A 13,413-nucleotide genomic window follows, 5' to 3' on the forward strand; every position below is an offset into this window, starting at 1 on the left:
GCATCATTCTCGCCGGGCGCCCACCCCTCATGACGTTTGGCGGCGAGAGAGGAGGGCGGCGACCGGGGAGGGGCTCAGTCCCGGAGGCGGCGGCCCTGCGCGTCGGTGCCGCCGTTCGCCAGCAGCACGATCCCGTCGACCATCGGCCACACCACCCCGATCCCGCAGCTGAACACCACGACCGCCAGCTGCGCGAACGCGAGACCGACGTGCCCGGTGTAGAACCGCCCGATCCCGAACGGCAGCACTATCTGCAGCACCCCGGCGGCGATCTTCGATTTCGGCGAGTACGGCATGACCACGGCCTGCTGCTGGTAGGCGTGGACCGGCTGGGCGAAGGGCGGCGGCTCGAACCGCGGCGCCAGGTACACCGGATGCGGTGCGGGCAGGTCCTGGAACAGCGGCCGGAGTTCGCGGCGCGTCATCGCCTCGTACGCGGCCAGGACGCGGCTTTCATATTCGTCTTGCGTGATTCTTCCCTGGCTGTAGTGGTCGGCGAGCAGCCGAGCCGCCTCTTCGCGCTCGGCGGTGCCGACACGCGTCTCCTCCGGGTCCGGATGCTGGGCCATGCCACCACGGTATCCCGTTCACATCCACGACGTGGCAAAGCGCGGCGAACCCTCACGAGAAGCCCCGGTGGTCCTAGAGTGTCGGTGTGTCACGAGGTGGCGGTGCCGAAGTCGCCCAGGTGGTCGCCGCTTACCTCGACCATCTGGTGGTCGAGCGCGGAACCGCCCGCAACACGCTCGACAGCTACTCCCGCGATCTGCGCCGGTACACCGCGTATCTCGGTGGCGCCGAGGTCGAACGGTTCACCGACGTCACCCCGGCGCACGTCACCTCGTTCGGCGCGGCACTGCGCGAGGGTGACGAGGAGCACCGCCCGCTCGCCGCGTCCTCCGCCGCCCGCGCGCTGGTCGCGGTGCGCGGATTGCACAAGTTCGCGCACGCGGACGGCATCACCGAGAACGACCCGGCCCGCGAGGTGCGCCCGCCAGCCGCGGCCAAACGGCTGCCCAAGGCGCTGCCAGTACACGACGTGCTGAAACTGCTGGAAACCCCGCCGCCGGAAGGGGAGCGGCCGCTGCGCGACCGGACGTTGCTGGAACTGCTCTATTCGACCGGTGCGCGGATTTCGGAGGCCGTCGGACTCGACGTCGACGACATCGACGACGCCGAACGGACCGTGCTGCTCGACGGCAAGGGCGGCAAACAGCGGATCGTGCCGATCGGCCGTCCCGCGCTCGAAGCAGTGCACGCCTACCTCGTCCGGGCGCGGCCCGCGCTCGCCGTCCACGGCCGGGGGACACCGGCGTTGTTCCTGAACGTCCGCGGCTCCAGGCTTTCCCGGCAGAGCGCGTGGCAGGTTCTCAAGGACACGGCGGAATCCGCGGGCATCACGGCGGGCGTTTCCCCGCACACGTTGCGCCATTCCTTCGCGACGCATCTGCTCGAAGGCGGCGCCGATGTCCGTGTCGTGCAGGAACTGCTCGGCCACGCTTCGGTGACCACCACCCAGGTGTACACGCTGGTCACGGTCAACACGCTCCGCGAGGTTTACGCGACAGCACATCCGCGTGCACTCGGTTAAACGACCCCGTCGATCCCGGCGAGCCTCTTTGGCTCGATTCGTGAATCGAGCATAGGCTGCCGACGACCCTGCCGAGGAGGAGATTTCGCGCCATGTCGACACCGAACGAACCGGCGAAGCCGTCCGCGTCCGCCGGTTCGGCCGCGGCGAGCCTCCACCAGGTGACCATCGCAACCCCCGCCGAACACGACGGCGACGAACCGTCGGAGGACACGATCTCTTCCCGCGGCCGCAAGGCCAAGCGCGCCAAAGAAACCAAGCAGCAGGAACGCGAACGGGAAGGCATCGGCCCGACCGGCCGCCCGCTCCGCGAGATTCCCGAACCGAAGCCCCTGGAACGGCACGGCCCCGCACTGGTGATGGCCATGTGCAACCAGAAGGGCGGCGTCGGCAAGACGACCTCGACCATCAACCTCGGTGCGGCGCTCGCCGAATGCGGCCGCCGGGTACTGCTGGTCGACTTCGATCCACAAGGCGCGCTTTCGGTCGGTCTCGGCATCCAGCCGCACGAGCTGGACCAGACGGTCTACAACGTCATCATGGAGCGGTCGGTCAGCATCACCGACGTCATCCGGAAGACCCGGGTGGACGGCGTCGACCTGCTGCCGAGCAACATCGACCTGTCCGCGGCCGAGGTCCAGTTGGTCGCAGAGGTAGGGCGCGAACACACTTTGTTACGGGTGCTTCGTCCGGTCATCAACGACTACGACTATGTTCTTGTCGACTGCCAGCCCTCGCTAGGCCTGCTGACGGTGAACGCACTGACCGCCGCGGACGGTGTGATCATCCCGCTGGAGTGCGAGTTCTTCAGTCTGCGAGGCGTAGCGCTCCTGATCGACACCATCGAGAAGGTGCAGGAACGCCTCAACCCCAAACTGGACATCACGGGGATTCTCGCCACCATGTACGACCCGAGAACCCTGCACTCGAAGGAGGTCATGGCGAGAGTGGTGGAGGCATTCGGCGACATCGTGTTCGACACGGTGATCAACCGCACCGTGCGGTTCCCCGAGACGACGGTCGCGGGCGAGCCGATCACGACGTGGGCCCCCAAATCAGCAGGCGCGGCTGCCTATCGCGCGCTGGCCCGTGAGGTGATCGCTCGGTGAGCAGGCGAGCATCCCTGCCCGGAGCGTCCGAACTTTTCAGGATCACCTCCAGCCCCGCCCTCGATCTCCCGCTCGTGGCCGAGCCGCCCGCCCCCTCGACGGGGAACGGCGACGGACACGACACGGAGAACGGCGGCGGGCAGGCGCACAAGGACCAGCTGACCCGCGCCGCGCGAAGCGGGTCCGGCCGGACCAAGCACGACGCGAAGATCACCGTCTACGTCTCCGGCGACGAACTGCTGGCGATGGAGCAGGCCAGGCTGAACCTCCGGGCGAAGCACGGGCTCGTGCTCGATCGCGGCAGGCTGGTCCGCGAGGCGGTGGCCGTCCTGCTGGCCGATTTCGACTCGAACGGTGAGGAGTCGGTACTCGTCCAGCGCTTGCGGGCGGGCACCGAGGACGGGAAAGAGACCGAGAACTGATGGACGACCCGGCCGTGGCTGCTGAGCGTGGCCCGGAGCCGGTCGAGCAGGACACCGCGAACGAGACCCCCGCCGTGCACGAGACCGTGCACGGCGGGATGGTCCCGGAGGGACTGGCCAGTGAAGAGCTGAGCACGTCCAAGTTCAAGGTGAACCTGGCGAACTTCCAGGGCCCCTTCGATCTGCTGCTCCAGCTGATCTCGCAGCATCGGCTCGACGTCACCGAAGTCGCGCTGCACCGGGTCACGGACGATTTCATCGCCTACACCCGGGCGCTCGGCACGGACTGGAACCTCGATGAGACGACCGAGTTCCTGGTCATCGCGGCCACCCTGCTCGACCTCAAGGCGGCGCGGCTCCTGCCGGCCGCCGAGGTGGAGAGCGAAGACGACCTGGCCCTGCTCGAAGCACGGGACCTGCTGTTCGCACGCGTCCTGCAATACCGGGCGTACAAGCAGGTCGCGGCGCTGTTCGGCGAGCTGGAGGCCGGCGCGCTGCGGCGGTACCCGCGGTCGGTGGCGCTCGAAGACCGGTTCATGGGACTGCTGCCCGAGGTGATGCTCGGCGTCGACTCGGCGAAGTTCGCTGAGATCGCCGTCGCGGTCTTCAAGCCGAAGCCACCGCCGACGGTGTCGATCGCGCATATCCACATGGGCCGGGTTTCGGTACGCGAGCATGCCGCGTTTCTGCGGCTCAAGCTCGCGGAACGGGGTGAGGCGACCTTCAGCGAGCTCGTCGAGGACTGCGAGCACACCGTCGAGATCGTGGCGCGGTTCCTCGCGCTGCTGGAGCTGTACCGCGAAGCGACGGTCCAGTTCGAGCAGCTGGAGGCCCTCGCCGAACTGCACGTGCGCTGGACCGGCGGGTCCGTCGCGGAGGCGTCGGTGGCGGCCGAACACGACCGCGCCGTCGTCGAGGACGAGGAGTACGGGTGAGCCCCGAAGAGACCGAGAAGACCGAAGACGCTTTGCCGGAGCCGCAGGGCGAGCCTGAAGCGGAATCACAGGGCGAGCCGGAGCCGGTGCCCGTGCCCGAGCCCGAGCCCGAGCCGCCTGCCGACCAGGGGCTGGTCGCCGCGGGTGACGGGGACTATCCCGACGTCACCTCCGACGAGGCGCTCGAAGCCGCCCTTGAGGCGTTGTTGCTGGTCGTGGACTCGCCGATCAACGAGGAATCGCTCGCCGAGACCGTCGGCCAGCCCGAGTCGCGTATCGTCGTGGCGCTGCGCACGATGGCGCAGAAGTTCACCGACCGGGCCAGCGGAATCGACCTGCGCCGAGTCGGCGAAGGGTGGCGGTTCTACACTAGGGACGTCTATGCCCCGTTCGTGGAGAAGCTTCTGCTCGACGGCCAGCGTTCCAAGCTGACGCGAGCCGCACTGGAGAGCCTCGCCGTGATCGCCTACCGGCAGCCGGTGACCAGGGCCAGGGTCGCCGCGGTCCGGGGGGTGAACGTGGACGGGGTGATCAGGACGCTGCTGGCACGCGGCCTGATCGAAGAACACGGGGCCGACCCCGAAACCACTGGCACGCTGTACGTGACGACCGAGCTGTTCCTGGAGCGACTGGGACTGTCGTCCCTGGCCGACCTTCCCCCGATCGCTCCTTTGCTACCCGAAGTGGACACCATCGATGACATCTGACGCCCATCCCGACGGCATTCGCCTGCAGAAGGTCCTTTCGCAGGCCGGCGTCGCCTCGCGGCGCGCGGCCGAGGACCTGATCGTGCGCGGCCGCGTGAGCGTGGACGGCAAGGTGGTCACCGAACTCGGCCGCCGGGTCGATCCGGACAACTCCGTGATCCACGTCGACGGCACCCGCGTCCAGGTCCGCGAGGACCTCGTCTACCTCGTGCTCAACAAGCCGAAGGGCGTGCACAGCACGATGAGCGACGACCGCGGCCGCCCGTGCGTCGGCGACTACCTGCGTGGCCGGTGGGAGGAGACCCCCGGGATCGTGCACGTCGGCAGGCTCGACGAGAACACCGAAGGCCTCCTGCTGATGACCAACGACGGCGACCTCGGCCACCGGCTGATGCACCCGTCGTTCCAGGTGCTGAAGACCTACTTCGCCGAGGTCGAGGGCATCGTCCCGCGTGGGCTCGGCAAGGAACTGCGTGCCGGGTTCGAGCTGTCGGACGGCATCGTCAAGGTCGACCAGTTCCGGGTCAAGGACATGCTGGCAGGCCGGACGCAGATCGAGCTGGTCATCCACGAAGGACGCAAGCACATCGTGCGGCGGCTGATGGCGGCCACCGGGCATCCGGTGCGCAAACTGGTCCGGACCGCGCTCGGCGACGTCCAGCTCGGCGCCCAGCGATCGGGTTCGGTCCGGCGGCTCAACCGCGGTGAGGTCGGTTCGCTCTACCGCGCGGTCGATCTGTAAGCCCGGACCCCGCCACCACCCTCAACGGACAGGCCGCGCCTGACTGTAAGACTTTCCGCTCTACTGCGCGAGTGATCATCGCGTTTAGCTCTCCTCGACGGGCTTTTCAGCCGACGGAGAAGGGCTCAACCGTGAAAACAGTTGTGCTGGCAGGGATTCTGGCGGTAGCCGCGGCCGTGGTCGTGGCGCCGCAGGCCGTGGCGAAACCGCGGGGCAGCGAACCGGTCTACGACTTCGCCCAGGCCGTCCGCGAGACGGCTTGGGTGGACATCGGGCTCGACGGGGACGGCGACGGCCGCTCGGACCGGGTCGCCGCCGACATCATCCGCCCGAAGGAACCGGTGGCGCAGGGCAAGAAGGTCCCGGTCATCATGGACGCGAGCCCGTACTACTCGTGCTGTGGCCGCGGCAACGAGAGCGAGCTCAAGACCTACGACTCGGCGGGAAGGCCGGTCGGCTTCCCGCTCTATTACGACAACTTCTTCGTGCCGCGCGGGTACGCCGTCGTACTGGTGGACCTGGCCGGTACCAACAAGTCCCGCGGCTGCACCGACGTCGGCGGGCCGTCGGACGTCGCCTCGGCGCGCAAGGTCGTCGACTGGCTGAACGGCCGCGCCAACGGCTACACCACGGCGACCGGATCCGCCAAAACCCTCGCCTCGTGGTCGACCGGCGCCGTCGGCATGATCGGGAAGTCCTACGACGGCACGATTGCCAACGGTGTCGCCGCGACCGGCGTCGACGGGCTCAAGACCATCGTGCCGATCGGCGCGATCAGTTCCTGGTATGACTACTACCGCTCCGACGGTGCGAGCCTGCGCCAGGGCAGCCCTGCCGGGCTGGCGCAGACGGTTTCCCAGCGCAACGGCGGCCAGAACTGCGCCGCGGCGAACCGGAAGCTCACCGAGGGCGCGACCTCGAACGGTGACTACAACGCGTTCTGGCTCGACCGGGACCACGTACAGAGCGCGTCGAAGGTGAAGGCCAGCGTGCTCGCTTCGCACGGCCTCGGCGACCTCAACGTCAAGACGATCAACTTCGGGCAATGGTGGGAAGCGCTGACCGTCGAGCGCAAGGTCTGGCTGACGCAGGCCGGGCACGTCGACCCGTTCGATTACCGGCGTTCGGCGTGGGTGGACACCCTGCACCAGTGGTTCGACCACTACCTGCTCGGCGTCGACAACGGGATCGAGAAGACCCCGGGCGCGAGTGTGGAACGCGCTCCGGACGTCTGGGTGGACCAGGCGGCCTGGCCCGCGGGCAGCGCCGTCACCCTGCGCCCCGCGTCCGGTGGCACCCCTGGCGTCGGCACACTGGGCGCGACCGCGGGGACGGGCACGGCGTCGTTCGCCGACTCCTCCGGCCAGACGTCGAACGGCTGGGCGGCGCGGCCGACGGAGACCTCCAGCGGACGTGTGCTCTTCAGCACCGGCGCGCTCGCGAAGGACCTCCACGTGTCCGGGACGGCGAAGGTGACTGTGACCGCGACGCCGTCGACGTCCACCGCGCGGCTCTCGGCGATCCTGGTGGACTACGGCCCGGCGACGATCCGGAACTACACCGGGGCCAAGGAAGGCATCAAGAACGAGACGACACAGTCGTGCTGGGGATCGAGCGCTACGGGTAACGACGCCTGCTATGTGAACACGAGCGCCGACTCGGTGTCGGTCGGGCTGAACATCATCAGCCGCGGCTGGGCCGATCTGGCCAACTACCGCTCGCTGAGCCAGGAGTCGCCGCTGACGCCGGGGCAGCCGTACACCATGACGTTCCGGCTGGCGAGTACGGATCACGTTGTCCCGCAAGGACATCAGCTCGCGCTGATCATCGGCGGGACGGACGGGTCGTTCATCGGTGGCCCGGCGCAGTACCCGAAGATCACGGTGGATCTGGGTAAGACGTCGCTGGCTCTGCCGGTCTCGGGTGCGGGACCGTCGGCGGTTCCGGCTTCGCTTCCGGCGGCTCCGGTCCAGCTCGCTCCGGCGGCCGTTTCGGGGCTTGAGCGCGGTTAGGCCAATGTCATGAAAGGGTCTTTCAGGACAAATTTCGTCCTGAAAGACCCTTTCATGACACTTGCAGAGTGAGCGAGCGGCTTCAGCCAGTCTGCGAGGCGGTGGTCTTCGAACCGAATGGCCTCCGCTGCAGTGCGCGGGCCACCGGCTCGACGATCCGCGCGGCCGTCGGGCCGAGGACCGCCATCAGCAGGACGTAGGCCGTCGCGAGCGCGGCGAGTTCGCCGGTCACGGCTCCCGCCGCCACCGCCAGCCCGGCGATGACGATCGAGAACTCGCCTCGCGCGACCAAGGCGGCTCCGGCGCGAGCCCGGCCCATCTTCCCGATGCCTTGTTTACGCGCGGCCCACCAGCCGGTGGCCACCTTCGTGAGCGTCGTCGACACCGCCAGCACGACCGCCCAGCCGAGTACCGGCGGGATGGACGCGGGGTTGGTGTTGAGCCCGAACACGACGAAGAACACGGCCGCGAAGAGATCCCGCAGCGGTTCGAGCATGTGGGTGGCGTTCTCGGCGGTGGAACCCGAGATCGCGATGCCGAGCAGGAACGCGCCGACCGCGGCCGACACCTGCATCGCCGACGCGAGCCCGGCGACCAGCAGGGCGGCGCCGAGGACCTTGAGCAGGAACACCTCGCGGTCCGGGCTGTCCACGGCCGCGGAGACGTAGCGGCCGAACTTCAGCGCGATCACCAGCACGACGGTGATCACCATGAGCGAGATCCCGACCGCCTTCATCCCGCCGAGGAAGCTCACGCCGCCGAGCACCGCGGTGAGGATCGGCAGGTACAGCGCCATCACCAGGTCTTCGAACACCAGGATCGACAACACCACCGGCGTCTCCCGGTTACCGAGCCGCCCCAGGTCGCCGAGCACCTTCGCGATGATCCCGGACGACGAGATGTAGGTGACGCCCGCCAGCACGATCGCCCCGATCGGCCCCCAGCCGAGGATCAGCGCGACGATCGCACCCGGCGCGGCGTTCAGCACGATGTCGACGACGCCAGCCATCCACGAGCGTTTGAGCCCGGTGAACAGTTCGGCCGCCGAGTACTCCAGGCCCAGCAGGAGCAGCAGGAGGACGACGCCGATCTCACTGGCGAGATGCGTGAAATCGCCGATGTCGCCGAGCGGGATCAGGCCGCCTTGCCCGAAACACAGGCCGCCGATCAGGTAGAGCGGGATCGGGGACATCCCGATCTTCCCGGCGAGGCGCCCCAGCACGCCCAGCCCGAAGAAGACCGCCCCGAGTTCGATCAAGGACAGTGCGGTGTGATCCATCCGCGATCAGCCGTACTTCAAGATTTTGACGGCGGCTTCGAGTCCTTCGGACGTCCCGACCGCGACGAGTACGTCGCCGGCGGTGAGGTTGAAGTCCGGGTTGGGGGAGGGGTGGACCTGACCGGCCCGCATCACCGCGACGACCGAGACACTGGTCCGTGTCCGCATGGCGGTGTCACCGAGTGTCCGGCCGTCGAACGGCGACGACGACTTGATCGGGAGCTGCTTGGTGTTGATCCCCGGCAGGTCCCGGTGTTCCTCGGTGAGCTGGGCGACCAGCTGCGGCGCGCCGAGCAGGTTCGCCAGCGCGCCCGCTTCGTCGGTGCTGAGCGGAAGTGAGGCCAGGCAGGCGTCCGGATCGTCCGTTTTGGACACGATCAGCTCGACGTGTCCATCGCGATGGGTCACCACGCCTACGCGGCGGCCGTTGCGAGTGGCGAAGTCCTTGCGGACGCCTATTCCGGGGAGCGGGGTCACTTCGACGTTCACGCCGTCAACAGTAACTCACTGTCCGTTTCGTGCCGGTCGGATCAGGAACAACGCCGAGATCACGACCATCAGGGCGCAGGTCGCGCCGTGGATACCGAGCGCGGCGGCCACGGACCCGTTATGGGTCAACACGATCAGCATGTCACCGAACGGGATGAACGCCATTGCCAGCAATGCCCAGCCCAGCGCGCGGGCGTTCCGGAACAGCAGCAGCGCGAGCACCACGAGCGCCGTGCCGATGTCGCGGACGCCCTTGACCGCGAGGATCGGGTCGCCGGCCGACGGCATCACCGGCAGCCCGAAGCCGCCCGTCTGGGTCTGCGGGAAGAACACGTAACCACTACCGAAGTAGAGGACGAAAAGCACGAGGGCGGCGGACAGGAGGTAAGCGATCTTGATGCGGGTCATGGTCTCCGACTCCAAAAGCTAGCAGCGCTAGGAACATCGCAGACGCTAGCGCTAGCACCGCTAGCTTGTCTAGCGGTGCTAGGATATTCGTATGGTCATGAACCCCCGGCGCGAGCGCGACCGCTCGCAACGCGAACAGCTGATCGTCACCACCGCTCGCGAGATCGCCGAAGACGAGGGCTGGGACGCGGTCACCACCCGGCGGCTGGCGGCGAAGATCGAATACAGCCAGCCGGTGCTCTACAGCCACTTCTCCGGAAAGGGCGCGATCATGGCCGCCGCCGCACTCGAAGGGTGCACCGAAATGGCCATAGACCTGCGGAAGGGGGTCGGGGTGGCGGAGGACTCGCGGAGTGCGCTGTGGCGGCTTGCCGAGAATTACTTCGATTTCGCCGACCGCAAACCCGCGCTCTACGACGCGATCTTCACTCTCGCCAGTGAACTGACCTTCGCCAGCCCGGACAGCCCCGCCCCGCTGCGGGACGCGTTCGGCGCTTTGCTGGAATGCGCGGGTCCCGCGGCGGGTGCGCACGACCCCGCCCTCTACACCGAGACCTTCTGGGCCGCCCTGCACGGCCTGGTCACCCTCGAACGCAGCAGACGGCTGCCTCCGCAAGCGCGTGCGGAACGGATCGGCATGCTCGTCGACAGGTTCGCCGTGGGTGGCTGAGGCACGCCGTTCGCCACCAGGCAGAATGGTCGTCGATCAGGTGAGCGATGATGAGCTGAGGAGTGTTCGGTGGCGGGAGCCCTGCGTGGTGTGGTCGCGATGGACGGCCCGTCCGGTACCGGGAAGTCCACGGTCTCGCGGAAGCTCGCGGCGAAACTCGGCGCCGGCTACCTCGACACCGGTGCGATGTACCGCATGGTCACCCTCGCCGTCCTGCGCGCCGGGGTCGACCCCGCCGACGCGGCGGCCGTGATCGACGTCGCGGTCAAGGCCGAACTCGGCATCGGCACCAGCCCTGACGAAACGGCCGTGACACTGGCGGGCGAGGACGTCGCCGCCGAGATCCGCGGCGCGGACGTCACCACCGCGGTCTCGCCGGTTTCGGCGGTCCCCGCCGTCCGCGAACTGCTGGTCACGCGCCAGCGGGAGATCATCGACGAGGTGCTCGGCCGGGTCGGCGGCATCGTCGTCGAGGGCCGCGACATCGGCACCGTCGTCTCCCCGGACGCCCAGCTCAAGGTCTTCCTCACCGCCTCGGCCGAGGTCCGGGCCGCGCGCCGCAGCGCGCAGGACTCCGCCGCCGGCCGCCAGTCCACTGTGGATGGTGCGCGGGAAGCGGTGGAACGGCGTGACCGCCTCGACTCCACCCGTGCGGCGTCGCCGCTGCGCGCGGCCGACGACGCCGTCGAGGTGGACACCTCCCAGCTGAATATCGACCAGGTGATCGTCGCGCTGGCGGAACTGGCGCTGCACCGCGGTCTCCTCGAAGGCTGCCCCGCCGAGGTCGCCAGGTGAACGCGAAAGGCCTGCCCGAAGGCGCGAGTGGCCCGATGCACGCCTTCGGCCGGGGGATCTCGAAGTTCCTCGTCCGGCCGGTGTTCCGGGTCAGGGTGCACGGCCGCGAGCGCGTGCCGTCGTCCGGTCCGGTGGTGTTCATGGCCAACCACAGCTCGATGGCGGAACCGGCACTGCTGTTCGGAATGTTCTCGCGGCGTACCGCGTTCCTGGTCAAGGCGGAACTCTTCAAGGGTTTCGTCGGCTGGTTCTTCCCGAAACTGGGTCAGATCCCGGTGAAACGGGGTGCGGTGGACCGCAAACCGCTGATGATGGCGGTCAAGGTGCTCGAGGACGGTGGTGCCGTCGGGATCTTCCCCGAAGGCACCCGCGGCCTCGGTGACGCCGAAAGCTTCGAGCGCGGCGCGGCCTTCCTGGTCCGCGCCGGGAAGGCGACGGTCGTCCCGATCGCCACTCGGGGGACATACAAAGCCACCGGCGCCAAGAGGCGCTGGCGGCCCCGCGTCGACATCATGGTCGGCGAACCTTTCACTCCCGCTATCGGGAAGGGAAGGACAGGGCTGGAGGAGGGAACCGAGCAGCTTCGTCTCGCGCTCGCGGACCTCGTGAAGGCACTGGACGAATGGCGCTTGGAGCACGGGCTCCAAGACACGCGACAGAATGTGAAGTAACGAATGTCTGAGTTTGATCCCGCCTCCGCGGGAGGAAACACGTCGGCGGGGATTGACGGAGTCGGCGAGATCGACGGCTCCTGGTCCGACGAGTCCGAATTCACCGCGCTCGACGCGCAGATCGCCGCCGGCGAGGCCGAGGAGGAGGCGCAACTCGCGCAGCCGGTCCTCGCCGTCGTCGGCAGGCCGAACGTCGGCAAATCAACCCTGGTCAACCGCATCCTCGGCCGTCGCGAGGCGGTCGTGCAGGACGTCCCCGGCGTGACCAGGGACCGCGTCGCCTACGACGCCTTCTGGGCGGGCCGCCGGTTCACCCTGGTCGACACGGGTGGCTGGGAGCCGGACGCGACCGGGCTGCAGGCCTCCGTCGCCGCGCAGGCCGAGATCGCGATGGCCACCGCCGACGCGGTACTGCTGGTCATCGACGCCAGCGTCGGCGCGACCGCGACCGACGAGGCCGCCTCGAAGGTGCTGCGCCGCTCGAAGAAGCCGGTGCTGCTTGTCGCCAACAAGGTCGACGACGACCGCCTGCTCGCCGACACCGCGTCGCTGTGGTCACTCGGCCTCGGCGAACCGCATCCGGTCAGCGCGTTGCACGGCCGTAGTTCGGGTGACCTGCTCGACGCCATCGTGAAGGCACTGCCGTCGATGCCGCGTGACGGTGACCGCGCCACCGCCGGTCCGCGCCGGGTCGCGCTGGTCGGCAAGCCGAACGTGGGCAAGTCCAGCCTGCTGAACAAGATCTCCGGCGAAGAGCGGTCCGTCGTGGACTCGGTCGCCGGTACCACGGTCGACCCGGTCGACTCGCTGGTCGAATTGGATGGCGACATCTGGCGGTTCGTCGACACGGCGGGCCTGCGCAAGCGCGTCAACTCGGCCAATGGCGCGGAGTACTACGCGTCGCTGCGGACCAAGACCGCGATCGACGCGGCCGAGGTCGCGATCGTGCTGCTCGACGCCGCCGAACCGCTTTCGGAGCAGGACCTGCGGGTGCTGACCATGGTCGTCGAGGCAGGCCGCGCCTGCGTCCTCGCGTTCAACAAGTGGGACCTCGTCGACGAGGACCGTCGTCACGCCATGGTGCGGGAACTGGACCGAGGCCTGGTCCGGGTGCCGTGGGCGGACAAGGTCAACATCTCCGCGCTCACCGGGCGTTCCGTGCGCAAGCTCGCGCCCGCGCTGCGGACCGCGTTGAAGTCGTGGGACCAGCGCGTCCCGACCGGTCAGCTGAACGGCTGGCTCGCCGACCTCATCGCCGCGACCCCGCCGCCGGTGCGCGGTGGCAAGCAGCCGAAGGTGCTCTTCGCGACCCAGGCGGGCATCCGGCCGCCGACACTGGTCCTGTTCACCACCGGTTTCCTCGAAGCGGGTTACCGTCGATTCATCGAACGCAAGTTCCGTGAGCGATTCGGCTTCGAAGGCACCCCCGTCCGGGTGAATATCCGGGTACGGGAAAAGAAGCAAAGGCCCAAGGCCGGTGGAAAAGCGACGGGTGGTAAACCGGCGGGTAAATCGGCTGGAAAATCGAAATCGCGCTGATTTCTCACGATGTAGGTGAATATTTCACCAGGTGGACACGCCGA

The 13,413-nt window shown here is 68.3% G+C and carries 15 protein-coding genes; 11 read left to right on the forward strand and 4 right to left on the reverse strand.

The window, feature by feature from the left end:
- Positions 1-74: 74 nt before the first annotated feature.
- Complete coding sequence (locus AB0M65_RS07220) at positions 75-569, reverse strand: DUF1707 domain-containing protein (RefSeq protein ID WP_364022808.1); 495 nt, start codon at positions 567-569, stop codon at positions 75-77.
- Positions 570-688: 119 nt separating this feature from the next.
- On the opposite strand from AB0M65_RS07220, the gene xerD reads away from it, so the two are divergent.
- The 7 genes from xerD (at position 689) to AB0M65_RS07255 (ending at position 7,518) form a co-directional block, all read left to right on the forward strand.
- Positions 689-1,591: a site-specific tyrosine recombinase XerD gene (gene xerD, locus AB0M65_RS07225; RefSeq protein ID WP_364023017.1), complete on the forward strand. Its 903-nt coding sequence runs from the start codon at positions 689-691 to the stop codon at positions 1,589-1,591.
- A 92-nt stretch (positions 1,592-1,683) separates the two neighbouring features.
- Positions 1,684-2,700, forward strand: coding sequence for an AAA family ATPase (locus AB0M65_RS07230; protein ID WP_364022811.1), 1,017 nt, complete (start codon positions 1,684-1,686; stop codon positions 2,698-2,700).
- Positions 2,697-3,122, forward strand: a complete 426-nt coding sequence (locus tag AB0M65_RS07235; RefSeq protein ID WP_364022814.1) for a cobyrinic acid a,c-diamide synthase — start codon at positions 2,697-2,699, stop codon at positions 3,120-3,122. The genes AB0M65_RS07230 and AB0M65_RS07235 overlap by 4 nt, the downstream gene beginning before the upstream one ends.
- On the forward strand, positions 3,122-4,057 hold the full coding sequence (locus tag AB0M65_RS07240) for a segregation/condensation protein A (RefSeq protein WP_364022817.1): 936 nt from the start codon (positions 3,122-3,124) through the stop codon (positions 4,055-4,057). Before AB0M65_RS07235 ends, AB0M65_RS07240 begins: the two co-directional genes overlap by 1 nt.
- Before the next feature lie 86 nt (positions 4,058-4,143).
- Positions 4,144-4,764, forward strand: a complete 621-nt coding sequence (gene scpB, locus AB0M65_RS07245; protein WP_364023020.1) for an SMC-Scp complex subunit ScpB — start codon at positions 4,144-4,146, stop codon at positions 4,762-4,764.
- Positions 4,754-5,506 carry a pseudouridine synthase gene (locus AB0M65_RS07250; RefSeq protein ID WP_364022820.1) on the forward strand — a complete coding sequence of 251 codons (753 nt, stop codon included), beginning with the start codon at positions 4,754-4,756 and terminating at the stop codon, positions 5,504-5,506. The genes scpB and AB0M65_RS07250 overlap by 11 nt, the downstream gene beginning before the upstream one ends.
- 143 nt (positions 5,507-5,649) lie before the next feature.
- Positions 5,650-7,518 (forward strand): Xaa-Pro dipeptidyl-peptidase, encoded by a 1,869-nt coding sequence (locus AB0M65_RS07255; RefSeq protein WP_364023023.1) that lies wholly within the window; start codon positions 5,650-5,652, stop codon positions 7,516-7,518.
- An 82-nt stretch (positions 7,519-7,600) separates the two neighbouring features.
- On the opposite strand, the gene AB0M65_RS07260 is transcribed toward AB0M65_RS07255, so the two are convergent.
- From AB0M65_RS07260 to AB0M65_RS07270, 3 genes are read right to left on the reverse strand one after another with little or no spacing between them, the layout of a single operon-like run.
- On the reverse strand, positions 7,601-8,797 hold the full coding sequence (locus tag AB0M65_RS07260; RefSeq protein WP_364022823.1) for a cation:proton antiporter: 1,197 nt from the start codon (positions 8,795-8,797) through the stop codon (positions 7,601-7,603).
- A 6-nt stretch (positions 8,798-8,803) separates the two neighbouring features.
- Complete coding sequence (locus tag AB0M65_RS07265) at positions 8,804-9,286, reverse strand: cation:proton antiporter regulatory subunit (RefSeq protein WP_076167978.1); 483 nt, start codon at positions 9,284-9,286, stop codon at positions 8,804-8,806.
- A 15-nt stretch (positions 9,287-9,301) separates the two neighbouring features.
- The gene (locus AB0M65_RS07270) at positions 9,302-9,694 is read right to left on the reverse strand and encodes a DUF4267 domain-containing protein (protein WP_364022826.1); all 393 of its coding nucleotides are present in this window, start codon (positions 9,692-9,694) and stop codon (positions 9,302-9,304) included.
- A gap of 91 nt (positions 9,695-9,785) precedes the next feature.
- Here AB0M65_RS07270 and AB0M65_RS07275 point away from each other — a divergent pair, with 91 nt between their 5' ends.
- The 4 genes from AB0M65_RS07275 (at position 9,786) to der (ending at position 13,369) form a co-directional block, all read left to right on the forward strand.
- Positions 9,786-10,364 (forward strand): TetR/AcrR family transcriptional regulator, encoded by a 579-nt coding sequence (locus tag AB0M65_RS07275; protein WP_364022829.1) that lies wholly within the window; start codon positions 9,786-9,788, stop codon positions 10,362-10,364.
- 90 nt (positions 10,365-10,454) lie between these two features.
- Complete coding sequence (cmk, locus tag AB0M65_RS07280; RefSeq protein WP_364023026.1) at positions 10,455-11,159, forward strand: (d)CMP kinase; 705 nt, start codon at positions 10,455-10,457, stop codon at positions 11,157-11,159.
- Entirely contained in the window at positions 11,156-11,830 is a 675-nt protein-coding gene (locus tag AB0M65_RS07285; protein ID WP_364022831.1) for a lysophospholipid acyltransferase family protein, read from the forward strand. Before cmk ends, AB0M65_RS07285 begins: the two co-directional genes overlap by 4 nt.
- Before the next feature lie 3 nt (positions 11,831-11,833).
- Positions 11,834-13,369 (forward strand): ribosome biogenesis GTPase Der, encoded by a 1,536-nt coding sequence (gene der / locus AB0M65_RS07290; protein ID WP_364022834.1) that lies wholly within the window; start codon positions 11,834-11,836, stop codon positions 13,367-13,369.
- Positions 13,370-13,413 lie beyond the last annotated feature (44 nt).

It is taken from the genome of Amycolatopsis sp. NPDC051071 (assembly GCF_040682875.1).
GTDB lineage: Bacteria > Actinomycetota > Actinomycetes > Mycobacteriales > Pseudonocardiaceae > Amycolatopsis.

What these genes read in the sequence shown, in the direction of transcription:
- AB0M65_RS07270 (WP_364022826.1), bottom strand. Translation starts at nt 9,694, where the DNA reads ATGACCCGCATCAAGATCGCTTACCTCCTGTCCGCCGCCCTCGTGCTT.
- AB0M65_RS07275 (WP_364022829.1), top strand. Translation starts at nt 9,786, where the DNA reads ATGGTCATGAACCCCCGGCGCGAGCGCGACCGCTCGCAACGCGAACAG.
- der (WP_364022834.1), top strand. Translation starts at nt 11,834, where the DNA reads ATGTCTGAGTTTGATCCCGCCTCCGCGGGAGGAAACACGTCGGCGGGG.
- AB0M65_RS07260 (WP_364022823.1), bottom strand. Translation starts at nt 8,797, where the DNA reads ATGGATCACACCGCACTGTCCTTGATCGAACTCGGGGCGGTCTTCTTC.
- AB0M65_RS07220 (WP_364022808.1), bottom strand. Translation starts at nt 569, where the DNA reads ATGGCCCAGCATCCGGACCCGGAGGAGACGCGTGTCGGCACCGCCGAG.
- AB0M65_RS07240 (WP_364022817.1), top strand. Translation starts at nt 3,122, where the DNA reads ATGGACGACCCGGCCGTGGCTGCTGAGCGTGGCCCGGAGCCGGTCGAG.
- AB0M65_RS07230 (WP_364022811.1), top strand. Translation starts at nt 1,684, where the DNA reads ATGTCGACACCGAACGAACCGGCGAAGCCGTCCGCGTCCGCCGGTTCG.
- AB0M65_RS07250 (WP_364022820.1), top strand. Translation starts at nt 4,754, where the DNA reads ATGACATCTGACGCCCATCCCGACGGCATTCGCCTGCAGAAGGTCCTT.